Source organism: Actinobacillus genomosp. 2, from assembly GCF_029773605.1.
Classification (GTDB): Bacteria; Pseudomonadota; Gammaproteobacteria; order Enterobacterales; family Pasteurellaceae; genus Actinobacillus.
Map to the genome: position 1 here is coordinate 166,053 of NZ_CP103807.1, position 22,979 is coordinate 189,031.

Here is a 22,979-nt window from a genome sequence, read left to right on the forward strand (position 1 = left end):
AATTTGACCGCTTGTGCTTAGAATGGCGAAATTTTATTCACCTTTTGGAGCAATGATGAAAAAAACATTACTGGCGATGATGATCGCAACTGTCGCAGTTGGCACAACGGCTTACGCTGAAACGAAAGCCGTGGCAAATCCTGTGGTGGCGAACCTTGAACAAGAGATTAAAAGTTCAGTATTGGTGGACGGCTTAGACGGCGTTTGGGATATGGTTTGGGGGGCTGACGACAAAATTTGGATCACCGAGCGTCAAGGCAAGAACATTGCGACCATTGATCCCAAAACGGGCGAGAAAAAAGTGCTTTACACCTTTGACAAAGCCTTCGCTCAGCCCGTTCATCAGGGCGTATTGGGAATGGCGTTCCACCCTAATTTCTTGAAAGGCAAAGGCGAGGACTATGTTTACGCCTACTACACTTATGCCAAAAATCCAACGGACGGCAAATCAACCGCTGGGCGTATCGTGCGTTTAAGCTATGATGCCAAAGCGGGAACGCTCAGTCACGAAACGGTGGTGCTAGATAATTTAACAGGCGGTGATGACCACAATGGCGGGCGTTTGATGTTCGACCAAGCGGGCAAATTATTGGCAACCTTTGGCGATAACGGTTTCAACCAATACGGTAATAGCTGTAAGGAAAACCTCGCTCAGAAATTACCAACCGCTGAGGAAATCAAGCAAGGCAACTTCAGCCATTATCGTGGAAAAATTCTTCGTTTGAATTTAGACGGTTCAATCCCTGACGATAACCCAACGATCAATGGTGTGAAAAGCCACGTTTGGGCGTATGGTTTCCGTAATCCGCAAGGCTTAGTTTGGGTAGGCGATCAACTGTTCAACGTGGATCAAGGTCCGGGCGTGGATGATGAAGTCAATCTCATCGAAAAAGGGGGTAACTACGGCTGGCCGCACATTGCTGGCTACCAAGACAATCAGGCTTATAGCTATGTGAATTACTCTCAAGTGAACAACTGTACCCAAGCCCCGATGTACGATGAAGTGACCGTACCAGAGGGCGTGAAAGCACAATTCCAAAAAGAAACGGATGTGAAATTGGACAACTTCAAAGAGCCATTAAAAACGTTCTATACCGTGCCGAACAGCTACAATTTCAATGATCCAAAATGCAATGGCGACTATATTTGCTGGCCAACGGTGGCAACCACCAGTATCGCTTACTACCCGAAAGACGGCAAAATCAAGCATTTGCAAAATTCCTTGCTTATCACAGGGGTAAAAACAGGCATTCTTTACCAATTACCGTTAAGTGGCGATGCAAAACAGGTTCAGGGCGAAGTGCTAACCCACTTCCGTACCAGCAACCGCTACCGAATGGTACTGGTGTCGCCTGATAGCTCGAAAATCTATGTTGCTACCGACAGTGCAGGCTACATTATGGGCAAACAGCTACAACCCGTGAATGAAGTCGAAAACAAAGGGGCAATTCTCGTTTTTGAAGCGAAATAACAATGCTAGAAAAGGTGGGCAATAGTGCCTACCCTACAAAACACAAGCGATCGACATTCGCAAAAAATTTGCAGATTTTGACCGCCTGTGGCAAAGCTATTGATGTTTTAACTCTTTAAGTGCTTGGCGAATAATCGCATAACTCGCTGAAAGTGAGAGATAAACCATCACAATAGCAACGATAAGATCAGGTAGATTTGAGTGAGTAAGATAAACAAAAAATGAGGCTAAGATAATGATTAAATTACCAATCGCATCATTTCGTGAGCATAGCCATACGCTCATCATATTGCTGTCGCCTTGACGAAAGCGATAGAGTAACCAAGCGGCAAGCATATTTGCCATAAATGCCGCTAATCCCATTCCGCCCATATCGTTATAACTTGGAAGTGAGCCTTCAGCAAATTGGTAAAAGGTTGTAATGAAAACCCACACGCCAACCAATCCCATTGTTATACCTTTAAGAAGACTGGCTTTTGCTCTTATGGAAAGAGACTTACCTAAAACCAAAAGGCTAATCAGATAATTGGCACTATCACCTAAAAAATCCAAACTATCCGCTAATAGTGACACCGAATTTGCTCGCAAGCCGACCAAAATTTCAACTATAAACATTACTGCATTGATCGAAAATACGACCCATAAAATTTTCCGATAAGTGTTGGAAAGCATTGTTTGCTCAACAGCACAATGATTGCAAGCCATAAAAAAATCCTATCTAATTGAAAATAGAGCTATACTGTAAAGCCTGTTCTTAGCACAGGGTCAAGAGGGAATTAAGATGAATGATTTTTTTACGGTAAAAGAAGTGAGCAAACAAACGGGGCTTTCACTTGAAACGATTCGCCATTACGAAAAAGTCGCATTAATTTGCCCGCCAAGAGCAGAAAACGGCTATCGCCAATTTAATCAAACCATTATGGAACAGTTAATTTTCATCAGAAATTGCCGAGCATTAGGGTTTTCGCTTGAAGAAATCAAACAAATGCAGGCTTTACAACAGCAACCGCAACAAGATTGCCATAATGTCGATGAGCTTCTCGCCAGCCACATTTTGCAAATTGATGAAAAACTCTCTCAATTACAGCAAATCAAGCAAAAGCTACAAGGCTTGCAAGGATGCAATAACCATAAAATTTCACAATGCAAGGTCATAAACGGCTTAAAAAATAGGTAACTTGCGTGGGCTAAAATGCCCACGTATTCATTTTTTGATGTCCTACCAATCTTTCTGTTCAAATTCTTCCACTAAAAAATCAATGATTTGTCGCACCGCAAGCGGTAATTTTTCTCGGCTTGGATACAAAGCGTAAAGGCTGTATTTGGGGAGTGTCCATTCAGGCAAGACGTTGAGAATTTTACCGCTTACCAGTAGGTCGCCTAACATATATTTCGGTAACATCGCAATGCCATTATCGGCAAGCACACTATTGAGCAAGGCGGTAGAATCGTTGGTGGTAAATTTACTCGACAAATCAATTTCGGCGGTGCGTTCCCCTTGCGTTAAGTGCCATATTTTCATACTGCTATGGCAAAGCTGATGATGTTGCGACAAGTCGTTTGGCGTAGTTGGCGTGCCGTATTCCGCAAGGTAGGCAGGGCTTGCCACTAGCAATGAATGGCAATCCGCCAGCTTTCGGGCAATTAAATTGGGGTCGGGATTATGGGTAATACGAATGGCAAGATCGATACGCTCACTAATTAAATCGACCAAATTATCTGTTAGTTGTAACTGCACATTGAGTTTAGGGTGCTGTTTGATAAAACGGTTAATGCTATTTGCTAAATGCAAACTGCCGAAGGAAACCGAACTCGCCACCCGAATCACACCTCGTAATTCGCCTTTTTGAGCGGAAATTTCTCGTTCCATTTCCACCGCACTTTCGGTAATTTTTCGGCAAAAAACGACCGCTTGCTCTCCAATCTCGGTAAGTACCACTTTGCGTGTGGTGCGTTGGAATAAATGAGCGTTGAGCCAGTCTTCCATTAGGGCAATATAACGGCTGATCATTGATTTAGAGATGTTTAATCGTTCAGCCGTTTGGGTAAAACTGCCCGTTTCAGCCACCGATAGAAAAACATTGATTGCAGTAAGTTTATCCATTTTTTCTTCCATTGTTGCTCATTAAGAAACAATGTTATTCAAAAAATGCCATTTATTCAATTTTTTGTTTCGTTATACTGTGCAACATCAAAACGGCAACGTCATTATTTTTTAATTTAACAGAAGGAAAACGTTATGAAAATCGCAGTAATTGGCGCAACAGGTTTAGCGGGCAATGCAACAGTGCAAGAATTGGCTTCTCGTGGACACGAGGTGGTGGGCTTTGCTCGCAATGTTGAAAAGGTGTTTAAGGCAGAGAACGTTCAAGCCGTGCAAGCGGACGTAAATGCAGAAGATTTTGCAGAAAAATTAGCAGGGTTCGATGCGGTGGTGAGTGCGTTTAATGGCGGTTGGACAAACCCAAATCTGGTCGAAGATACCGAGCGTGGTTCAGCATCTATTTTGAACGCAGCCAAAGTGGCTAATGTGCCGTATTTATTGGTGATTGGCGGTGCAGGTAGCCTTTATGTCGCCCCTGATTTACAGCTGGTGGATACACCAAATTTCCCACCTGAAGTGTTCCCAGCGGCAAATGTGGTGCGTAATTTACTTACCGAATTAAAAGGTCGCCGTGATATTAACTGGGCATTTTTATCGCCTGCGGCAATGTTTGCGGTAAACCCGCTTTCGTTTGAAAAAACAGGCAAATATCGCCTAGGCAAAGATGATGTATTGCTCAACGGTGACGGCTCGCCAGCAGATATTTCAGTACTAGATTTAGCCGTGGCAATCGCTGATGACGTGGAACAAAAAGCCCACTTATTTAGCAGATTTACGGTAGCGAACTAAGAAACAGGGCGGAGACGCCCTTTTTTTGTTATAGGAGTAAATAATGGCACTGTTGATTTTTAGCCTAATATGTGGAGGCATTTTTTGGAAAATGCTTAACCATTCGCCTCGCTTACTCCATTTAGGTGAACTACAAAAGATGGAAAACATCCAATTAGACAACACCGTTTTTTATGTTGAAGAAACTCGCTTTGCGACAAACAATTTAGCGGTTAATCAGTATCAACATTTGGCGATGCATTTTTACGATAGGGGGAAATTGTTGAGATATCGCCACGATTGGTACGATCTCTGCCTAACGGTATTTCAATTTGAAGATTGCTCCATGTGGCTTTGGCGGCGAGGTAATCATATCCGCTTAGTCAAAAGCCAAGAACCAATGGAACTTGCTGAATTTGAAAAAAAGATTGCCCCTATCGCTTATAGTTAAATGTCTTCACTAATGCCATAACATTTAGAGAATTAGGCAATTGTTTTAGAGAAATAAGCTACCTCCCATCGTCAAATCCCCCCTAAAATAACCGCACTTCTAACGGATAATGCTTAACAGGAGAACATAATGAATTCACTTTTTCAAACTTATGCATTAAACAATGGCGTAGAAATTAAAAACCGCTTGGTGGTTGCACCAATGACTCACTTCGGTTCAAACGAAGACGGTACATTAGGTGCACAAGAGCGTACTTTTATTAGTAACCGTGCGGTGGATATGGGTATGTTCATCACAGCGGCTACGTTAGTGGCAAAAAATGGTAAAACCTTTGTGGGGCAGCCTGAAGCCCTTGATGATAGCCATTTAGAGAGCCTGCGTGAAACGGCAAAAGTGTTGCAAGCACAAGGCACAAAGGCGATTTTACAAATTCATCACGGTGGCGTGAATGCACAAGCTAATTTAACAGACGGACAAGCCTTAGTGAGTGCGTCAGACCACGCTGAAAGCGGTGCAAAAGCAGCAACGGCTGACGAAGTGGTGGCGTTAATTCAGGCCTATACCAATGCAGCAGAATTAGCGATCCGTGCAGGCTTTGACGGTGTGGAAATTCACGGTGCGAATGGCTATTTGATTCAACAATTCTTCTCGGGCGAATTTAACCGCCGTACGGACGAATGGGGTGGTAGCCTTGAAAAACGTTTACGTTTCCCATTGGCGATTGTGGATTCCGTGATTGCATTAAAAGAGAAATATGCAAAACCTGAATTTATTGTAGGCTACCGCTTCTCACCGGAAGAACTGGGTGAAAACGGCTTAACTATGGCGGATACTTTCGCTTTAATTGATGCGTTAGTTGAAAAACCATTGCAATACTTGCACGTTTCATTGCATGAATTTGACAAAAAAGCACGTCGTGGAGCAGATACTAACCTCACTCGTATGCAACTTATTCACGAACGCATTAACGGTAAATTGCCATTAATTGGCGTGGGTGGCTTACTTTCAGGCGAACAAATCCGAGCGGCATTCCAAACAGGTTGGGCGGAATTTATCGGCTTAGGTAAAGCGGTAATGGTAAACCCAAACATTGCAACTTTATTGAAAGAAAATCGTGATAGCGAAATCGCAACCGAGCTTGATCCAACTCGTGCCGACCAATACGGAATGCCAGACATTCTTTGGGGCTTATGTCAAAAAGGCGGTGCGTGGTTGCCACCTGTGAAAGGTCAAGATTGGAAACCATTAGATATTTAATCTTTATTTAGAAGGAATACACAATGAAAATTTTTTACAAAACATCAGCAACAGCAACAGGCGGTCGTGACGGTCGCACACAAGTAGATGACGGTTCACTCGCATTAGATTTAGTCAGCTTCCAAAACGAAAGCGGTAAAGTGGGGGCGAACCCAGAACAGCTTTTCGCAATGGGCTATGCAGCGTGCTTTGACAATGCGATTATCCACGTTGCCCCAACACTAGGCATTAAACCAACTAAACATTCAACGACAGTGGGGTGGGTATCGGTCAAAAACCAGACGGTGCATTCAGCTTTGAAATTGACATCACTATCACCGTGGAAGGAATTAGCTTAGAAGAAGCAAAAACGTTGATCGAAAAAGCCCACGCAACTTGCCCATATTCAAACGCAACGCGTGGTAATGTGGACGTGCGTTTACACGTGAATGTGATGCAAATCTTTGATCTATAAGGAAATTAACAATGACAGCCTATGTGGTTTTTATTCGTGACGAAATGAAAGATCAAACCGCTTACGATGAGTATTTACAACTAGGCGTGTCGACACTGGCTTCGTATGGTGGCGAGATTTTGGTGGCAAACGGTGAATGTCAAGCCCTTGAGGGTGCGGAAATTGACGGTTCCGTAGTGTTACGCTTTCCTGATATGGCAGCCGCCCGAGCTTGGTACACCAGCCCTGAATACGAAAAAATCAAATCAATGCGTTTGAATGCAACACTAGGGCGTGCGGTACTATTAAATGGTATTGCTTAATTCGCTGACAAGCGGTTAGATTTTGCAAAGTTTTACCGCTATTGGAAGAAAGTAATACCGCCTGAGATTGATATTTCAGTCGGTATTTTGTCTATATGGCGAGTAAACAAGCGGTCGAATTTTCGTGAAATTTTGCCAATTTATGAATATCGCTCAAACTTTACAAAAAAATTAGCGACCTAACAAACCGACAGCTTCAACGATTTTGATTAAGCCTTCTGCTGCTACATCGTTGATAATTTTGCCTTGTTTATTGAAGTAATAAAAATTCATTATGCGTGTTGCGAATTTATTCCCCGTAGGGGCTTTACCCATAAAATCACCCAAGTGAGTGCCTGTGCATAGCCATTGCACCACAACGATATTGCCTTCTTCGACCATTGCTTCGGCTTGCCATTGAACATCAGGGAAGCTTTGGAGGAACAAATGAACAATCGCCAGATAACCTTTTCCGCCAACCATTGGTTCAGGAGACATTGGTGTATAAAATGGGGCATCGTCAGCTACTAACTCACACATTAATGCTTCATCAGCAGTGTTAATGGCAGTTTGAAAACGTTGCATTTGCTCTTTTTGAAAACTCATAATTTCTCCTATGAAATAGTGTCTTTTGAGTTGTGAGAAATTATATCTTATGTAAGATAAATTTATAATAATCTATTTTCTTTAAACACTTTGAAGAAAAACTTATAAATTAAAGCAGGTTATAAGTTATAGAAGTTTTACATTCCCTGTTACTTAAGGAAAAAAATATGATCACGTTACACTATCTAAAACAATCTTGTTCACACCGTATTGTATGGCTACTTGAAGCCTTAGGCGTGGATTACGAACTAAAAATTTATGACCGCTTAGAAGGAACCGGCTTCGCACCGGCAGAACTGAAAGCACAACATCCGCTTGGCAAAGCTCCTGTATTGCAAGACGGCGATTTAGTGTTAGCGGAAGGTAATGCGATTATCCAACACTTACTTGATCGTTATGATACTGAAAACCGTTTCACCCCAGCACACAAAACCGATGCTTATTCTAATTACGTTTACTGGTTAGCGATTTCAGCCTCAATGTTCTCCGCGAATTTGTTAGCGTTAGTCTCAAAGAAAGGTGATTTAGGCGATTTCGCCCAATACACTAATGCGCAAGTTGGTTTATATTTCAATCACGTAGAAAAATCGTTAGAAGGCAAAACTTGGATCGTGGGCGAACAACTCACCGGTGCAGATTTTGCATTAAGCTTCCCTCTACAATGGGGCTTAAACTATATGAACAAAGCGGATTACCCAAATATCACTCGTTACCTCGAACAAATCGAAACCCACCCAGCTTATCTCAAAGCGAATGAGAAAACAGATGGTGGCTTGGATTTGAGTCGATTCTAAAATACAAGCGGTCGTAAATTGTTGGGAGTTTACGGCCTTTTAGGAATTAAAATGGAGAACGTAATGATTCAATGATTTGTCTATCCATTAAACTAACATAATAATGACCATGGCTATCCTGCTCGCTATGGCAAATTTTACATAGTGCAATTAAATTATCTTTTCGGTTGTCTTGCTTTACACCATTTTTATGATGTACATCTAATAGATGCTTATGAGATGTTAAATTTACTCCACATTGCTCACAACAATACTGGTGGCTTTCACGATATTGTCGAGAAATATTTTCCCAGTCTTGATGATAGCCAGCTTTATCCTGATTAATTGCTTTGGGTAAATTGCGAAAATGGGAGTCATATTTTTCAAAAAAACCAACTAAATTAAATGTGTTGTATGGATAATATCCTAATTGGCGTAAGCAATTCTTACAAGCATGCAACGCAACTTCAGCTTCTCGCCCATAAGCATCAAAAATAGTAAATATTCCTTCAGTATTATTCGTTGCGTGGTAGCGTTGGAATCGCCCTCTTTGTCGCATATTTTCCAAAGTACTACAATCTGTTAAATGATATTTATTTCCTTGGCTTGAATCTTCTATTGTTCTATCAAAAGTAGAGCCATAGCTATGGTCAGGTATAAATAGCAGAACGTGCCAGCCGTTATAAGTAAATACACCAAATTTTACCTCAACATCTTCAATATTTGATACTTCAAAACCAGATCGAGAATTGATTTGAACTTCAAAATCTGTTTTTATCGCTTGGTTGGTTGGTAATAAGGAAATAGGTGTGATTTTCTCCACCCCCATTTTCTTTACTGCTGTAAATAAGGCTCTAAAATCTACTGACAATTTCATTATTTTACCTCAGAAAGTTTTCTTAATTGTTCTTCAGCGTTAGTGATAATTCTAAAAGTTACTCGCTTAGAAGCCTCTTTATCTTCGATACCTTGGGTATTTTTAATGGTTTTAGATGATGATAATCCTACGGCAGATAAATTGCTTTTTATCCAATCGCGGTATTGAGCAATGTTTTCTAGTTGATATAAATAAATTAACACTGAGCGAGTTCTATCTTGGGAAAGTTGCATATTTAAGAAATAAGCCATATCATCACTTGATTTATGATCCCATTCAGTGCTGGTATGCCCTTCAATCCGAATTTCGCTAATTGATGTTTTATAATTATCAACCACTTTCATATACCGAGGGAAAAAATCATCTAAAATTTTCTTAAATGGTGCATTGAGATCAGAACGCCCTGTTTCAAATAGAACTTCTGGATCAGTAAAAATAAAAGTTAGTGTATCTTTATCAATTTTTGCCTTCCAGTCTTTCAGTTTAGGAGAGAATTCTGTTTGCAATGCCTGATAGATTTTTTCTTGATTATCTTGGTAATTATCGGCAACACGCTTGGCGTTTAAGATAAAACTCACCGCAATAAAGAGAAATAAAATCATTAAACCAGACATTAAATCGGAAACAGGTAACCATTGAGAATCTTCAGATTCTTGTTGCTGTAATTTCAATTTAGAAAAATCAATCTGCATTAGAATCTACCTCGATTATTTTGCTGAACTACTTTTGCCATTTGTTCTGTTAAACGGACATAGTCATCAGTAAACTTATTAGCAATTGCGGCAAGGGCTCCTCCCATTTCTTTCATTACTCGATTTATTTCTTCTTGCATTGACTTATCAATTAAATCTAATTGTTTCTGTACACTTTCAGCAGTAGATTTCAAGGCATTTTCACTTTCTTTTTCGAGTGAAAGCATTAGCTTACGGTTTTCTGAAACTTGCGACTTAATCATTTCTTCAACAGAATGGTTAAATGCTTCATGAATACGCTTTACATTATTGTTGAATTCATGATTCCAACGACTCGCAAATTGCGTAATTTGCTCAAATAATTGTTTTTGATATGCTGTTAATTCTTTATTTTGTGTTGAAATTAAATTAGCTGTTTCGCCTAGTTTCTGCGAAGTTTCTGTTATTGATTGTCCTAATTTATCCGACGTATTTGCAATATGTTGTTGTAATTTTTCCCCACTCTCTTTTAAACCTTGAGTTAAATCTGAATTTGCTTTGTTTACATTCTCCAACATTGCTGAAATTTGTTTCTGAACTTCTGGAATTGCTTCGACAGCTTTGTCACGCAACTGTGCAAAGCTCTTTAAATGCCCATCGAGCTGATCAATTTGTTGTTGATTAGAACGAATTATCATATCTAATTTTTCCATCGTAGTTGGAATAGACTGAGTTGAATTTTCAATATTTGAAATTGCAGTTTCTGTGGTTGTTAAAGATTGTATTCCTGAATTATACAAAGAGATCATTTCATTTAATTGATTTTTGTAATTCTCTTGCCATTCAACCAAATTAATAACAGCTAAATTTAATTGTTTAAAATTCTCACCAAATTGTTCAGTTAAATTATTATTGAAGTCTTGGATTACTTTTTTTAGAGCATCAATAACTGCTTCCGTAGCAGATTTAGACATCATATCCGCAAAGTCTTGTAATTTAATCCATAACTTATTTTCAAAATTTGAGAATATTTGTTTTTGATCGTTAAATGAATTTAGAATTTTTTCTAAATTTTCTGCCATTGGAGTAAACGTTTTTTGCAATGCTTTTTGTTGATCGGATAAGTCACTTCTTAACAATTTGAGTTGCCCAAGTAAGCTACCGTCTGACTCACTACCTAACATTTTTACCATTGCTTGCAAATTATCGGCTAATACATCTGATTTTTCTGTTTGCAATTTTAAGTATTCTGTTTGCTTGAATAGCGTATTAACAATACTCTCAATATCCATTGAATTATTTTCATCACTTTTCTTATTCTTTTTCTTAAATAGAGTAAAGATTACTTTGAGGGAAATAGAGAGCGTAACCCCGATTACACTAGTTAAAAAAGCTGTTTTCATTCCTGATAGTAATTCAGTAATACTGTTATCAATATTCTCAATATCAAAATTTAGTAACCCTGACACAATCCCTGTGAAGGTTCCTAATATCCCCAATGAAGTTAAAAGTGTTGGGGCGTAATCAAGAATTCTAGAACGGAAACTTTCTCTAATATTAGGTAATGCAAAGAATAAAAAAAGATTAAAAGTAGTAATACCAAGCATTAGATAGAAAAAGTAGTTAGTAATACTTTCTGCAGGAAGGCTTTTTAAATAATTTTCAATAAAGGTGATCATAATATGCTCCTAAGGTAAGGTTCGTATTATAACTTAAACTTTATAATTATTAGGAAAGTTTTATTTATAAATTACAATAATCTCCCAAAAGTTTCCCATCACAACTTTCAAATCAAATAACAGCTCATTTGCCAATCCTGTTGCGGAAAATACCATTTGTGGCACGGCAAAATGAAATAAGCTGAAATGTGGGTAAAGGATAAGGGCGACAGTTTTCACGGTGTTTTCATCTCTTTTTCAAAGCGAAACATTTCATCAAGCTGTGAATTTTGTGCGTTTTTTTGCAAATTTGGCGAATGTGGATCAGGATTTTTCTCGTGATAAAATTCCATAATTTTGAAACCGCATTTATTCACATAAAAATGAATATTGCGTTTTTCAAAATACGGTGTGTGCGTTTCCCATATTTTGGTTTGTGGATAATGTCGTTCAATCGCTTGCCATGCAGCTAGCCCGAAGCCTTTGCTAGGCTCATTGGCGGTAACGAAAAACAGATCTAAACAATTACGTTGAGTCTGTTCATCAATTCTCACCACCGCACCGGCTACTGGTTGTCCTTGATATTCAATCTGTAAACTCTGTGCATTATCGGCTTTCATTGTAGCTTCAATTTCTTCTCGACTAATAATTTCTTCATTTTCCGCAAGTTCATCTAACATGGCTTGCTTAAAAGCCCATTGTAATGAGCTGATAAACCATTCTCTCTTTTCTTCTGCTAACGGTTTCAGTTCTAACATTTTCGATCCTAGTTTTAAGATAGATTGCATTCTATTTTACAATAAAAAAACGGTCGCAAAACTTTCTCGTTTTTCGACCGCTTGTAAATTGAAATTTGCGTTAGAACATTGAACGACCGCTTGCCGTTTTTTCTGGTACGGCTTGGATTACGTCCCAGTGTTCTACGATTTTGCCGTTTTCGTCGAAGCGGAAAATATCCACCACCGCTTCGCCTTTATCCTGCGGATTTAACGTGCTATGAACGTGCAACATCACTAAGTCACCTTCTGCCACCACACGTTTGATTTCAGCACGTGATTGCGGATGTTCTTTTAAGAACGGCGCGAATGCGTCCACAAACGCTTTGCCACCGTCCGCTACGGTCAGGTTGTGCTGTAAATATTCTTTGCCGATGTATTTGTCTGTACCTTCTTGTACTTTGTGTTGGTTGAACACTAACTCGTAAAACTCAAGAGCATTTTTCTTATTTTGCTCCGGTGTGGTGTGTGCCATTGCCGCTGTTGTGGCTAAAAGTGCGGTTGAAATTACTGCAGTTTTAAGTAATTTTTTCATATTGATTTTCCTTTGCTTGAAGAGTTTCAAATAATCTGTTGCCATTATATTGAAATAAAAAATGGGAAAAAGGCTGGTTTCTGATATAATTGTTTTAAAAATTGAAACAATAAGGGTGAAAAGTGGATAGAATTACTGCAATTCAAGTGTTTTTAATGGTGGCGGAAACCGGCAGTTTTACTGCAACGGCAGAACGATTGGATCTTTCACGCCCGAAAGTTACCCGTGCAGTCGCCCTTATGGAAGAATGGTTTAATGCCCGACTTTTGCAACGCACCACTCGCCACGTTTCACTGACCGATGCAGGCGAACAAGCGGTCGAATATTGCAAAAAAATGACGGAATTAACCTCGGCTATCGAGCAGGATTTTTTAACTAAGCAAGGGGAATTACGAGGCTCGTTGAAAATTGCCTCGAACGCAGCATTTGGTAGCACCCATTTGCTCAATGCGATTCGCACTTTTTTAGCCAAACATCCGAAGCTGAATATTCAGCTGATTTTGGCGGATAACACGGTAAATTTAGTTGAAGAGGGAATCGATCTTGCCGTCCGTTTTACGAACAATCCCGATCCAAATGCTGTGGCTCGCCCATTATTCACTTGCCATTCTTTATTAGTGGCAACGCCTGCTTATTTGACTCAGCACGGCACAATTCACTCACCGCAAGAATTAGCCAATCATCGTTATTTAGCACACGCAAATGTAAACCGAAAAGAGTGGACATTTATCAAAGGCGGGCAAGAAACCGTGTTGGAACTGACCAGCCAACTCACCATCAACGACACAGGGGCATTACTTAATTTCACCTTAGCAGACGGTGGCATCGCAATGTTGCCGAAGTATTTTATTGAACAACAGCTCAAAAATAATCAACTACAAATTGTGCTACCCGACTGGCAAATGCCGACTTATCAAGTGTACGCCGTCTATCCCTCCCGCCGCCAACTCCCCCAAACCGTCCGCAGCTTTGTGGATTTTTTAGTGGAAGAGTTTGAGGGGAAGGGGAATTGGTAGGGAAAGGAAGAATACTTTATAAAGTTTTATAGTAGAAGATGGACAGGGTTAGTTATAGTTCAAAAAGTTTCAATTATACTTTAAACTTTTTAGATAATTGCCAAAAGTTTCATTTATAAATTAAATGGGTAAGTGTGTTGAGTTGTAAGTGATAGAAAATAAACAAGCGGTTAAAATTCGCCAACTTTTTCGGTATTATGTAGCAGTTGCACAAAATCCAAAACGCAATCTTAACCGCAATAAAATTTACGATGCTCTTAACGCCAAAAACAGGGTTAAGAGCATTTCTTTGACCTAATTCTAGTCGATTTTCTCACTGATTACACAACATTTCCTTATTACAAGCGTAGCCAACCCGCTCAACCTTGCTTCAGGTAAGCTTTTCAAATGCATTTTGTTCTATTTAATGAAAATGCCCGTGATGAATTACGCAGCAAGTAAACGTTCTTCGTAAGCCATACGTTCGTTTAATGCTTTAAAATAGCTTTGAGAAATTTCTTCAGGGCTAAATGCGGTCATGCCAATAAGCTCTTGTGTGCGATGATTTCCTTGCCAATAACCCACCCATTCCCTTAATGGTAATACCCATAAGCAACGTTTGAGAATATCACTAAACAGTTCGCCATTAGACTTTTGGTTACCAAAATACCATCTTCTAGCCAATCAGCCCCTGTTTTAACTTCTGTTCCCCTATGTAACACAAACATCTCATTTGTTTTTTTATTCTTAACAATAGTTCCTGAATAGCCATTAGATGTGTTTGGTTTATGGGCGATTATGTCATAAATATCAGTAAATTTTTTTGCTTGTTCTGTTGAAAGTTCAATATCTGTTAGATTTCTCTGAATGATATTACTATTACTAATATCCGTAATTTTTGCGTATGCTACTGTAGCTAATAATGCTAAATTGTCATTAGACATAATCTAACCTCACTAATTATTTAAATAATCATTCATTAAATCTGAACCTTCCGAAATATCATTTTCATTACACTCAAACCTTTCAGGCACTCCTGAAATAGGAGTCATGAAATATCCTGCAATTAAATGATACTTCACTATAACCTGTTTAAGGTTATGATCGTATAGTACAAAGGTATTATGACCAAATATCTTTTTTGGGGTTATATATACATATATATTTAAGTAAGGGTATTTACTATTCACCTCACTTAAAAAATGTTTATTCCTATCAAAATACATTATTGGCTGATATAACCCTTTATTTTTTATAAAAAAAGGCTCCTCCTCTGGCTCACCTTCAACAGTTGGATAATACACCCATTCAATACCTTTTAGCGACTCATTAACACCCGATAGATTTCTCCATTCTTCTGGTGTTAAAAATACCTCTACTTCTTTACCCTCCCACATTTTACAACGAATAGGGGTAGCTATGAGTGCTATTATCATTTGATGAAATGCAAATAAGAATAACCCTAGAGAGATATAACAGAATCTATGTTTTAAAAAATGCTGTTTTAGCTTACTCATCACAAAACCTTACCATCATTTTTATTCTAAACCCTAAATATAGGGTAATAAAAAGTGTCATTATTGTATTTATAACACACGAAATGCGCTTAATAAATAGCCAATTATTAAATTTGTGATCTGCTACATAATACCGAACTTTTTGCAAAATTTAACCGCTTGTAAATGTTACTCTCTCGCTAAAATCTTTTGGATTTCCGCCATAATTTCTTGGTCTTGTTCGAGAGCGATACGATACATTTCTTCGTTTTTGAAACGCTCGATTTTCGGGTCGTACACTTCTGACATAAGTTTCACGCTATGGCGATCTTTGCCGAAGTACATATTGCCGATTTCATGTACTTTGTCTGCATCTAAGCCGAGTTCTCGTAATGCTTGTTTACCGGTACGTAATGCACCGTCAAAGGTTTCTCGCACTTCAATATCCGCTCCGGATTGTACCAAGTCGTAAACGTGATAACGGTCATAAGCACGAGAGATAATTTTAATATGTGGGTTCACGCTGCGTGCGTATTTCACAATTTCTAACGCTTGTTGCGGATTATCAATCGCCACAATCAGCATTTGTGCGGTTTGAATGCCTGCCGCTTTAAGTAAATCAGGGTGAGCACCATTGCCGTAATAACTTTTTACGCCACGTTTTTTCATTGCAGCGATAAGTTTTGGATTCAGTTCAATAATAGTCGGGTGGTAACCTGTCATTTGCAATAAATGATTGACCACTTGTCCGAAACGACCTAAGCCAACTAAGATAATCGGATTCTGTTCTTCAATATGATCATGCGGTTTAATTTCATCAATTTTTTGCAAACGAGGTGCAATAAATTTCTGACTTACAATAATCATTAACGGTGTGAAGACCATCGATAGCACCACAATTGCTGTCATATTGGCGTGTACTGTGTCATCAATCACTTTTTGGGCGTGTGCTGCCGCAAACAACACAAATGCAAATTCACCGCCTTGTGCCATTACGATTGCACGGTCGTGAGCATCTAAATTATTACTGCCGGAAAGGCGAGCCACTAAGAAAATCACACCGCCTTTAATTAGCATCATCAAGGCTACTCCGGAGAGAATCAGCCCTAAGTTATCCCACACTACATTTAAGTCGAGCGACATTCCGACCGCAAGGAAAAATAAGCCGAGTAATAAGCCTTTAAATGGGTCGATATCCACTTCTAATTGGTGGCGGAAGCTGGAAGTGGAAAGCAATACGCCGGCAGCAAATGCCCCCATTGCCGCAGAAAGTCCACTCACTTCCATTAAAAGTGCCGAACCCAGTACCACGAAAAGTGCTACGGCGGTCATCATTTCTCGGATTTTGGTACGTGCCAACATTTTAAAGAATGGATTTAGCACCTTGGTTCCGATAATAAATAAGAAAACCATCGCAAACACGGCAATCGCAATTTTTTGCCAAATTGGCGTACTGGTCGTTTCTGAATGAATTGGTGATAAAAAGGTAACGACAGCAAGTAGTGGCACAATCAACATATCTTCAAATAACAGAATAGAAACCATTTTGCGGCCTCGCTCGGAAGTCATTTCCCCTCGTTCGCTTAATACTTGCATCACAATCGCTGTGGAAGTCAACACGAAACCTGCCGCACTAATAAATGCCACTTGCCACGAATAGCCGAATGCCATCACTAAACCTGTAAGTGCAATCGCTGCACCCACTACCTGAAAGCTGCCTAAGCCGAAAATATATTTGCGTAAGCCCCATAAATGTGCCGGTTGCATTTCCAATCCGACTAAAAACAGAAACATGACTACGCCGAGTTCGGCAACATGCAAAATGGTATGCGGATCGCTAAATAAGCCGAAGCCGAAAGGTCCAATAACTAAACCGCCGGCTAAATAACCTAATACTGAACCTAAACCGATACGTTTAAAAATCGGTACGGCAATAATTGCCGCACCAAGCAAAGCCACTACGCTCGTTAGCTGGCTTGCCCCTTCTGCTGCCATATAACCTCCAAAATTTAGTGTGAAAAACAGTTATAAAAATAACATAAAATATATAAAGGTTTGATAAGAATTGAAAAGTTAGAAAAAGATCAGCTTATCAGCTGGTCTTTGAGAAAAGCTAAAAGCACTTTGGATGAATTATATAATTATTTGTTTAACATCAAATAAAAAAGATCTTAACTTACTTTTTTCTTCTATACTCATGCTTATCTTCTTTATTTAAGGACATAAACTATGAAAACTATTAATGTTGCAATTGCCGGAAGCGGTTATTCCAGCCGTTTGTTTCATGTTCCTTTTCTCAAAAATGATGAACGTTTTTGTATTCAAAAGGTGTATGAAAGAACAACCGAACGTGCAAAGGAATGGTTGCCAAATGTGGATATTGTGCATGAATATCAAGAATTACTTACGCCGAACATTGATTTGATTGTGATTACTACGCCAAATCAGACACATTATGAAATGGTAAAAAGTGCCTTATTAGCCGGTAAACACGTACTGGTTGAAAAACCGTTAGTGGCAAGTTCTATGGAAGCATTAGAACTTGAAATGTTAGCTAGACAGCAAAATGTGATGCTGTATGTCTATCAAAATCGCCGTTGGGACAGTCATATTGCTACGGCAAAAGACATTTTAGATAAAAATTTAGTCGGCGAAGTCGTAGATTGCGAGATTCGTTTAGATCGTTATGCAAAAGGTAAAAATCCAAAGGTTTGGAAAGAGGTCGGTGATCGTGGAACAGGATTAGTCTATGACTTAGGCGTACATTTAATTGATCAATCGGTTTATTTATTTGGCAAACCACAAGCGGTATTTGCTGATATTCGTTATCAGCATGACGAAGCCTTAGTAGATGATAACTTTGATATACATCTCTATTACGAAAACGGTTTAAAGGTTGCACTGCAAGCCTCTAAATATGCACGCGAACCAAACCCTGCTCTAGTTTTACACGGTAAAAACGGTTCTTATGTAAAAAAAGGGGTAGATATTCAAGAATCTCTTTTAGATAAAGGTGTACAACCAGTTGGAAATTGGAATGAGGAATCGGAAGCAGAATGGGGCATATTACATACGGAAATTGACGGTGAAGTAATCCGTAAGCCTTATCCGAATATTCAAATGAGCTATCAAAACCTGTTTGATGATTTATACCATGTGATTACTACAGGCGATGATCCAATCGTAAAATTAGCGGAAGTGACTTTAGTTTTACAGATTATCGAAGCGGCATTTGAAAGTGCGAGCAAAGGACAAAAAATTAACTTATAAGTCGATATGAGTTTAACAAGCGGTTGGATTTGCAGAAAATTTTGCAGATTCGACCGCTTTTTTGTAAGGTTTAATTATATATTGCGACTTATAAAAACCTTTTTTAATTTTGATTAGATTTTAGGATATTTTATGGAGCATATTACAGTAGAAAACTTAGTGATTGGTTTTGGTAAAGCGGGTAAAACCTTAGCGGCAGATTTAGCTAAAGCGGGGCAATCGGTAATTTTGGTGGAACAGAGTGAAGTAATGTATGGCGGCACTTGTATCAATATCGGTTGTATTCCTTCTAAAAATTTATTGGTAGAGGGGCAGAAAGGGCAAAATGTGTCTGATAAAGTCGCCGTGTTTAATCAATCAATGGAAGCAAAAAACGGCTTAATCGGTAAATTACGAGCAGCAAACTTTGCGAAATTAGATAGCCTTGAAAACGTGCGTATTATTACCGCTAAAGCGAGTTTTAAAGACGAACATAGCGTGTTATTAAACGGTCGTGACGGTGAGTTTGAAGTACGTGCCGATAAAATTTTTATCAATACCGGTGCAAGTTCAAATCGTTTAGCGATTGAAGGAGCGGATGGTACGAGAATTTATGACAGTACCGGTATTCTTTCTCTAACTGAGCGTTCGGATCGTCTGGTGATTGTCGGCGGCGGTTATATTTCATTAGAATTTGCCTTTATGTATCAAGCATTTGGTAGCCAAGTTACTATTTTAGAGAACGGTGATACTTTCTTGGCTCGTGAAGATCGTGATATGGCGGAAGCGATGCTGGATGTACTGAATCGTAAAGGTATCCAAGTGTATTTAGGTGTACAAACGGAACGTTTTGTGGAAAATGCGGATTCGACTACCGTAGTTACCAATCAAGGAGAATTTGTTGCCGATGCAGTATTAGTTGCGATCGGTCGCCGTGCCAATACGCAAGGTTTAGCACTTGAAAATGCCGGTATTAAGCTAAATGAGCGAGGTGCAATCATTACCGATGAACATTTACGTGTTGCAGGTAAATCACATATTTGGGCGATGGGTGATGTTGCCGGTTCTGCCCAGTTTACCTATATTTCATTAGACGATTACCGCATTGTGCGTGACCAGTTATTTGCAGAAGGCAAGCGTAGCCGTGATGATCGTGCGGTATTCCCGACTGCTGTATTTACCGAGCCGCCGTTTGCACATATCGGTTTAACCGAAAGTGCGGCACAAAAATCGGGACGCAATATCATTGTGAAGAAAATGAAAGCCGAAATGATTCCAAAAGCGAAAGTATTGGGTCAAACAGACGGTTTGTTGAAAGCCATTATTGATGCGGATACGGATGAAATTTTGGGTGTAACGTTATTCTGTGCGGAAGCGCATGAAATTATCAATCTGTTTAAAATGGCGATGGACTACAAAATTCCGGCAAGCTATGTCAAAAATCAGATCTTTACCCACCCGACCATTATTGAAGGCTTAAACGATTTGTTTGCTTAGTTGGTGAAGAAAGTAAGCCCTCATTTGTAACATAATTTATATGTTGTTATAAAAAATCTGTACTTTATAATTCGTTTGCTTATTAAGCTTAACCATTAAAGTGCAGTTTGTTTTTTATTCAGTTGCGGTAAAAAACTCAATCACCGCTTTAATTCGTCCTACTTTTTGGCTATGCTGCATAAAGTAAAGATATAACGCTCCGAAACTTTGCCAATGTTTTTCTAATACGGGTAAAAATTCCGTTTTATCAGGCTGAATTTCCATTAATGGTTCAAAAAAACGTCCGATTCCCACCCCTTGCAAAATAGCAGATTTCGCAACCACCAAGCTATTAACGAGCATCGGCATTGGCATTTCTATACGAATATTTTCCCCTTTATCTTGCAATGTTAATGGCATAACACGGTTACTGGTTGCAAAGCGAAAACCAATCAGTTTATGTTGTTGTAATGCATTGAGTGTTTTAGGTAATCCATATTTCTGCTGATACGTTTTTGAAGCGTAAATGCCTAAACGAAACGGCTCGGTCAGCTTTTTGGCAACCATTTGCTCTTCAACCTGATTACCAAAACGAAATCCCAAATCAAAGCCTTGTTTTAGAATATCCACTGTGCCGTCATTGATTGAAATTTCTAGCTGAATATCAGGAAATTGCTCGGCAAATTCTCCTAATCTCGGTTCGATCAACAGCCAATAAGCGATATGTGGCACGGTCATACGAACCAACCCTTTTGGTTTCTCACTCAAATCTTGCACGGTTTCCACCGCAGTTGAAAGTGATTGCAACGCATTTTGAGTGCTGTCAATTAAACGGTGTCCTGCTTCGGTTAATTCCATTTTTCGAGTTGTGCGATTAAGTAAAGGCAAACCAATATGGTTTTCAAGCAATTTCATAGACTGACTTACTGAAGGGGAGGTCATTTGCAATCTCCGTGCTGCTCCTGCGATAGATCCTTCAGCAATAATAGTATGGAAAATAGTAAGTGCGTTATAGATTGAGCTATTCATTGTGTGGTTTTATCTAAGAATGAATTAAGTATTCATCATCTTATCATTAAAAATCATTAAGTTAAAATAGCCACACTTTTAACGAATAAAGGACAACAAAATGTATATCATCAACATTGCTGTAAATAATAATGTAACCGCAGAACAACAAGAAAAACTTTTTGCTGAGCACGTAGAATGGTTTAAAAAATACTTCCAAACAGGCAAATTTTTAATGCTTGGGCCATTCAAAGATCAAGCCAATGCTGGGGTAATTTTCGCTAGCACTGACAGCCGTGCAGAGTTGGATCAAATGTTAGCGGAAGATTGTTACTACCCAAACTTAGCCAGCTATGAAATTCGTGAATTTGAGCCAAAATTGATTGCCGCAAATATCACCGAATTTGTAGAAAAATAAGGAGAAAGTAATGAAAAATATATTGATCGTGTCGGGGCATCCTGATTTAAAAACATCTATCGCCAACCAAATAATTTTAGACGAAACGGCAAAATTATTGCCGAATGCGGAAATCCGAAAATTAGATCAACTCTTTAAAAATGGTACGTTTGATATTGCTGCTGAGCAAGCCGCAGTACTCAATGCCGATATTATCGTGTTCCAATTCCCATTCTCGTGGTTTAGTTTTTCTGGCGTAATGAAATTATGGCTAGATGAGGTGTTTGAACACGGTTTCGCTCACGGTTCAACCGCCAAATTGGCGGGCAAAAAATTGATTATCTCCACCACCACAGGGGCGCCATCAACACTTTATCAAAAAGACGGCTTTTTTGAGCATACCGTGGAAGATTTTGCCCTTCAGTTTGAAATGATGGCAAAACTCTGCAACCTTGATTATGCAGGTTTTATCTACACTAACGGCATTGGCTACACCAGCCGTGAAAACCAAGAAAAAATTGATGCCCAAAAACAAGAAGCAAAAAAACACGCAGAGCGTTTAGTTACGTTGATTAAGCGGTTATAACAAGCGGTCAAATTTGAATCAAAATAAAAATCTGACCATTTTCCTTGCCAACGACAATCCTTGCCGCTGACATTCAATCTGCTATTGAAAAAACACAAGGAGTAATACAAATGACACTTTCCGCTCGCCAATTCAGTTTGGCACAAATCGGCGCACTCACAGCCAAGGGTGATCTTGAAAACTTAAAAATTGCTGTGAATACGGCTTTAGATAACGGTTTAACCGTTAATGAAATTCAAGATGCAATGGTGCAACTTTATGCTTATACAGGTTTTCCTCGTAGCTTAAATGCGTTGGGTGTTTTATCACAAACGGTAAAAGCCCGTCAGGAAAAAGGGATAAAGACAGAGCGAGGTAAAACAGCAACATTATTACCTACGAATACGGATATGCTAGCTTTGGGAACAGAAACTCAGACAGCATTAGTAGGGCAAAAGGTGGATCTTTCTGCCCTTTCGCCTGACATTGATCGCTACCTGAAAACCCATTTGTTCGGCGATATTTTTGCTAGTGATTTGCTTACTTGGCAAGAACGAGAAATCGTCACTGTGGCAGCATTTAACCAACTTTCAGGCGTGGAAAGCCAGCTCAACGCTCATATTGGCATTAGTAAGAAAAATGGCGTGACTGATGAGCAAATTGCCACAATCCAAAATGTGCTTGTCCCAATGCTCAGCCAATTCCCGATCGGGCAATCCAATGATGCTTACGCCCAATACTTCTCAGGCAAAAGCTATCTCGCCCCAATTTCCACCGAGCAAGTGAAAATCTATAACGTCACCTTTGAGCCTACGGTTCGCAACAACTGGCATATTCACCACGCCACCAAAGATGGTGGGCAAATGCTGATTGTTACTGCAGGACGAGGCTATTACCAAGAATGGGGCAAACCGGCTCGAGAACTCAAAGCTGGAGATGTGGTAAATATTCCTGCCAACGTCAAACATTGGCACGGAGCAGCAAAAGATTCTTGGTTCCAACATTTAGCCGTAGAAGTGGACGGCGAAAACACCAGCAATGAATGGCTAGAACCTGTTTCTGATAAAGATTACGGTAAATTGAAATAGTCAATTTTCCACAACAAGCGATT

The 22,979-nt window shown here is 39.4% G+C and carries 25 protein-coding genes and 2 pseudogenes; 14 read left to right on the forward strand and 13 right to left on the reverse strand.

The features are described from left to right. Window positions 1-55: 55 nt before the first annotated feature. The gene (locus NYR60_RS00780; RefSeq protein WP_279467171.1) at window positions 56-1,471 is read left to right on the forward strand and encodes a glucose/sorbosone family PQQ-dependent dehydrogenase; all 1,416 of its coding nucleotides are present in this window, start codon (window positions 56-58) and stop codon (window positions 1,469-1,471) included. Window positions 1,472-1,567: 96 nt separating this feature from the next. Here NYR60_RS00780 and NYR60_RS00785 read toward each other — a convergent pair whose 3' ends face one another. Then, window positions 1,568-2,176: a cation diffusion facilitator family transporter gene (locus NYR60_RS00785; RefSeq protein ID WP_279436857.1), complete on the reverse strand. Its 609-nt coding sequence runs from the start codon at window positions 2,174-2,176 to the stop codon at window positions 1,568-1,570. Between the two features lie 76 nt (window positions 2,177-2,252). Between NYR60_RS00785 and NYR60_RS00790 the strand changes: the two genes are divergently transcribed. Continuing rightward, complete coding sequence (locus NYR60_RS00790) at window positions 2,253-2,648, forward strand: MerR family DNA-binding protein (protein ID WP_279445980.1); 396 nt, start codon at window positions 2,253-2,255, stop codon at window positions 2,646-2,648. A 42-nt stretch (window positions 2,649-2,690) separates the two neighbouring features. Here the strand turns inward: NYR60_RS00790 and NYR60_RS00795 are convergent, their stop codons facing one another. Next, entirely contained in the window at window positions 2,691-3,575 is an 885-nt protein-coding gene (locus tag NYR60_RS00795) for a LysR family transcriptional regulator (RefSeq protein WP_279467172.1), read from the reverse strand. Window positions 3,576-3,710: 135 nt separating this feature from the next. On the opposite strand from NYR60_RS00795, the gene NYR60_RS00800 reads away from it, so the two are divergent. The 5 genes and pseudogenes from NYR60_RS00800 to NYR60_RS00820 all read left to right on the forward strand — a co-directional run bounded on the left by NYR60_RS00800 (window position 3,711) and on the right by NYR60_RS00820 (window position 6,807). Continuing rightward, window positions 3,711-4,364 carry an NAD(P)-dependent oxidoreductase gene (locus tag NYR60_RS00800; protein WP_279467173.1) on the forward strand — a complete coding sequence of 218 codons (654 nt, stop codon included), beginning with the start codon at window positions 3,711-3,713 and terminating at the stop codon, window positions 4,362-4,364. A 43-nt stretch (window positions 4,365-4,407) separates the two neighbouring features. Next, window positions 4,408-4,794, forward strand: coding sequence for a hypothetical protein (locus NYR60_RS00805; RefSeq protein ID WP_237593720.1), 387 nt, complete (start codon window positions 4,408-4,410; stop codon window positions 4,792-4,794). Window positions 4,795-4,923: 129 nt separating this feature from the next. Then, a complete protein-coding gene (locus tag NYR60_RS00810) occupies window positions 4,924-6,051 on the forward strand; it encodes an NADH-dependent flavin oxidoreductase (RefSeq protein WP_279467174.1) in 1,128 nt (375 codons plus the stop codon). Window positions 6,052-6,074: 23 nt separating this feature from the next. Next, window positions 6,075-6,505 (forward strand): annotated as a pseudogene (locus NYR60_RS00815) (organic hydroperoxide resistance protein). Between the two features lie 11 nt (window positions 6,506-6,516). Then, a complete protein-coding gene (locus NYR60_RS00820) occupies window positions 6,517-6,807 on the forward strand; it encodes a DUF1330 domain-containing protein (protein WP_279467175.1) in 291 nt (96 codons plus the stop codon). A gap of 171 nt (window positions 6,808-6,978) precedes the next feature. On the opposite strand, the gene NYR60_RS00825 is transcribed toward NYR60_RS00820, so the two are convergent. After that, a complete protein-coding gene (locus NYR60_RS00825) occupies window positions 6,979-7,392 on the reverse strand; it encodes an ester cyclase (RefSeq protein ID WP_279467177.1) in 414 nt (137 codons plus the stop codon). Window positions 7,393-7,559: 167 nt separating this feature from the next. On the opposite strand from NYR60_RS00825, the gene NYR60_RS00830 reads away from it, so the two are divergent. Beyond that, window positions 7,560-8,186 carry a glutathione S-transferase family protein gene (locus NYR60_RS00830; protein ID WP_279467179.1) on the forward strand — a complete coding sequence of 209 codons (627 nt, stop codon included), beginning with the start codon at window positions 7,560-7,562 and terminating at the stop codon, window positions 8,184-8,186. Between the two features lie 46 nt (window positions 8,187-8,232). Here NYR60_RS00830 and NYR60_RS00835 read toward each other — a convergent pair whose 3' ends face one another. The 5 genes from NYR60_RS00835 to NYR60_RS00855 form a co-directional block, all read right to left on the reverse strand. Then, window positions 8,233-9,042 (reverse strand): HNH endonuclease, encoded by an 810-nt coding sequence (locus tag NYR60_RS00835; RefSeq protein WP_279467180.1) that lies wholly within the window; start codon window positions 9,040-9,042, stop codon window positions 8,233-8,235. Further along, window positions 9,042-9,734 carry an OmpA family protein gene (locus NYR60_RS00840; RefSeq protein WP_279467182.1) on the reverse strand — a complete coding sequence of 231 codons (693 nt, stop codon included), beginning with the start codon at window positions 9,732-9,734 and terminating at the stop codon, window positions 9,042-9,044. Before NYR60_RS00840 ends, NYR60_RS00835 begins: the two co-directional genes overlap by 1 nt. Beyond that, window positions 9,734-11,392 carry a MotA/TolQ/ExbB proton channel family protein gene (locus tag NYR60_RS00845; protein WP_279467184.1) on the reverse strand — a complete coding sequence of 553 codons (1,659 nt, stop codon included), beginning with the start codon at window positions 11,390-11,392 and terminating at the stop codon, window positions 9,734-9,736. Before NYR60_RS00845 ends, NYR60_RS00840 begins: the two co-directional genes overlap by 1 nt. A 215-nt stretch (window positions 11,393-11,607) precedes the next feature. After that, complete coding sequence (locus tag NYR60_RS00850) at window positions 11,608-12,129, reverse strand: GNAT family N-acetyltransferase (protein WP_279467185.1); 522 nt, start codon at window positions 12,127-12,129, stop codon at window positions 11,608-11,610. 100 nt (window positions 12,130-12,229) lie between these two features. Beyond that, complete coding sequence (locus NYR60_RS00855) at window positions 12,230-12,682, reverse strand: nuclear transport factor 2 family protein (RefSeq protein WP_279467186.1); 453 nt, start codon at window positions 12,680-12,682, stop codon at window positions 12,230-12,232. A gap of 122 nt (window positions 12,683-12,804) precedes the next feature. Between NYR60_RS00855 and NYR60_RS00860 the strand changes: the two genes are divergently transcribed. Further along, entirely contained in the window at window positions 12,805-13,698 is an 894-nt protein-coding gene (locus NYR60_RS00860) for a LysR family transcriptional regulator (protein ID WP_279467189.1), read from the forward strand. A gap of 426 nt (window positions 13,699-14,124) precedes the next feature. Here the strand turns inward: NYR60_RS00860 and NYR60_RS00865 are convergent. The 4 genes and pseudogenes from NYR60_RS00865 to NYR60_RS00880 all read right to left on the reverse strand — a co-directional run. Beyond that, window positions 14,125-14,334, reverse strand: a pseudogene (locus tag NYR60_RS00865) (IS1595 family transposase); the annotation flags it as partial. Beyond that, a complete protein-coding gene (locus tag NYR60_RS00870) occupies window positions 14,271-14,621 on the reverse strand; it encodes a hypothetical protein (protein ID WP_279467991.1) in 351 nt (116 codons plus the stop codon). The pseudogene NYR60_RS00865 and the gene NYR60_RS00870, both read right to left, overlap by 64 nt. Window positions 14,622-14,633: 12 nt before the next feature. Continuing rightward, window positions 14,634-15,194, reverse strand: coding sequence for a hypothetical protein (locus NYR60_RS00875; RefSeq protein ID WP_279467191.1), 561 nt, complete (start codon window positions 15,192-15,194; stop codon window positions 14,634-14,636). 168 nt (window positions 15,195-15,362) lie between these two features. Continuing rightward, the gene (locus NYR60_RS00880; protein ID WP_279467193.1) at window positions 15,363-17,168 is read right to left on the reverse strand and encodes a monovalent cation:proton antiporter-2 (CPA2) family protein; all 1,806 of its coding nucleotides are present in this window, start codon (window positions 17,166-17,168) and stop codon (window positions 15,363-15,365) included. Window positions 17,169-17,402: 234 nt separating this feature from the next. On the opposite strand from NYR60_RS00880, the gene NYR60_RS00885 reads away from it, so the two are divergent. Further along, entirely contained in the window at window positions 17,403-18,443 is a 1,041-nt protein-coding gene (locus NYR60_RS00885) for a Gfo/Idh/MocA family oxidoreductase (RefSeq protein WP_279467194.1), read from the forward strand. Between the two features lie 132 nt (window positions 18,444-18,575). Continuing rightward, a complete protein-coding gene (locus NYR60_RS00890; protein ID WP_279467196.1) occupies window positions 18,576-19,919 on the forward strand; it encodes an FAD-dependent oxidoreductase in 1,344 nt (447 codons plus the stop codon). Window positions 19,920-20,033: 114 nt separating this feature from the next. On the opposite strand, the gene NYR60_RS00895 is transcribed toward NYR60_RS00890, so the two are convergent. Next, a complete protein-coding gene (locus tag NYR60_RS00895; RefSeq protein ID WP_279467197.1) occupies window positions 20,034-20,927 on the reverse strand; it encodes a LysR family transcriptional regulator in 894 nt (297 codons plus the stop codon). 100 nt (window positions 20,928-21,027) lie between these two features. Here NYR60_RS00895 and NYR60_RS00900 point away from each other — a divergent pair, with 100 nt between their 5' ends. From NYR60_RS00900 to NYR60_RS00910, 3 genes are all read left to right on the forward strand, one after another. Beyond that, window positions 21,028-21,324 (forward strand): YciI family protein, encoded by a 297-nt coding sequence (locus NYR60_RS00900; protein WP_279467198.1) that lies wholly within the window; start codon window positions 21,028-21,030, stop codon window positions 21,322-21,324. 10 nt (window positions 21,325-21,334) lie between these two features. Then, window positions 21,335-21,889 carry an NAD(P)H-dependent oxidoreductase gene (locus tag NYR60_RS00905; protein WP_279467199.1) on the forward strand — a complete coding sequence of 185 codons (555 nt, stop codon included), beginning with the start codon at window positions 21,335-21,337 and terminating at the stop codon, window positions 21,887-21,889. A 110-nt stretch (window positions 21,890-21,999) separates the two neighbouring features. Further along, the gene (locus NYR60_RS00910) at window positions 22,000-22,956 is read left to right on the forward strand and encodes a carboxymuconolactone decarboxylase family protein (RefSeq protein ID WP_279467200.1); all 957 of its coding nucleotides are present in this window, start codon (window positions 22,000-22,002) and stop codon (window positions 22,954-22,956) included. Window positions 22,957-22,979 lie beyond the last annotated feature (23 nt).

Coding starts and splice junctions, on each gene's coding strand:
- NYR60_RS00810 (WP_279467174.1), top strand. CDS start 4,924: ATGAATTCACTTTTTCAAACTTATGCATTAAACAATGGCGTAGAAATT.
- NYR60_RS00895 (WP_279467197.1), bottom strand. CDS start 20,927: ATGAATAGCTCAATCTATAACGCACTTACTATTTTCCATACTATTATT.
- NYR60_RS00840 (WP_279467182.1), bottom strand. CDS start 9,734: ATGCAGATTGATTTTTCTAAATTGAAATTACAGCAACAAGAATCTGAA.
- NYR60_RS00780 (WP_279467171.1), top strand. CDS start 56: ATGAAAAAAACATTACTGGCGATGATGATCGCAACTGTCGCAGTTGGC.
- NYR60_RS00845 (WP_279467184.1), bottom strand. CDS start 11,392: ATGATCACCTTTATTGAAAATTATTTAAAAAGCCTTCCTGCAGAAAGT.
- NYR60_RS00820 (WP_279467175.1), top strand. CDS start 6,517: ATGACAGCCTATGTGGTTTTTATTCGTGACGAAATGAAAGATCAAACC.
- NYR60_RS00900 (WP_279467198.1), top strand. CDS start 21,028: ATGTATATCATCAACATTGCTGTAAATAATAATGTAACCGCAGAACAA.
- NYR60_RS00825 (WP_279467177.1), bottom strand. CDS start 7,392: ATGAGTTTTCAAAAAGAGCAAATGCAACGTTTTCAAACTGCCATTAAC.
- NYR60_RS00790 (WP_279445980.1), top strand. CDS start 2,253: ATGAATGATTTTTTTACGGTAAAAGAAGTGAGCAAACAAACGGGGCTT.
- NYR60_RS00855 (WP_279467186.1), bottom strand. CDS start 12,682: ATGAAAAAATTACTTAAAACTGCAGTAATTTCAACCGCACTTTTAGCC.
- NYR60_RS00795 (WP_279467172.1), bottom strand. CDS start 3,575: ATGGATAAACTTACTGCAATCAATGTTTTTCTATCGGTGGCTGAAACG.
- NYR60_RS00890 (WP_279467196.1), top strand. CDS start 18,576: ATGGAGCATATTACAGTAGAAAACTTAGTGATTGGTTTTGGTAAAGCG.
- NYR60_RS00905 (WP_279467199.1), top strand. CDS start 21,335: ATGAAAAATATATTGATCGTGTCGGGGCATCCTGATTTAAAAACATCT.
- NYR60_RS00805 (WP_237593720.1), top strand. CDS start 4,408: ATGGCACTGTTGATTTTTAGCCTAATATGTGGAGGCATTTTTTGGAAA.
- NYR60_RS00875 (WP_279467191.1), bottom strand. CDS start 15,194: ATGAGTAAGCTAAAACAGCATTTTTTAAAACATAGATTCTGTTATATC.
- NYR60_RS00885 (WP_279467194.1), top strand. CDS start 17,403: ATGAAAACTATTAATGTTGCAATTGCCGGAAGCGGTTATTCCAGCCGT.
- NYR60_RS00880 (WP_279467193.1), bottom strand. CDS start 17,168: ATGGCAGCAGAAGGGGCAAGCCAGCTAACGAGCGTAGTGGCTTTGCTT.
- NYR60_RS00835 (WP_279467180.1), bottom strand. CDS start 9,042: ATGAAATTGTCAGTAGATTTTAGAGCCTTATTTACAGCAGTAAAGAAA.
- NYR60_RS00785 (WP_279436857.1), bottom strand. CDS start 2,176: ATGGCTTGCAATCATTGTGCTGTTGAGCAAACAATGCTTTCCAACACT.
- NYR60_RS00910 (WP_279467200.1), top strand. CDS start 22,000: ATGACACTTTCCGCTCGCCAATTCAGTTTGGCACAAATCGGCGCACTC.
- NYR60_RS00850 (WP_279467185.1), bottom strand. CDS start 12,129: ATGTTAGAACTGAAACCGTTAGCAGAAGAAAAGAGAGAATGGTTTATC.
- NYR60_RS00830 (WP_279467179.1), top strand. CDS start 7,560: ATGATCACGTTACACTATCTAAAACAATCTTGTTCACACCGTATTGTA.
- NYR60_RS00870 (WP_279467991.1), bottom strand. CDS start 14,621: ATGTCTAATGACAATTTAGCATTATTAGCTACAGTAGCATACGCAAAA.
- NYR60_RS00800 (WP_279467173.1), top strand. CDS start 3,711: ATGAAAATCGCAGTAATTGGCGCAACAGGTTTAGCGGGCAATGCAACA.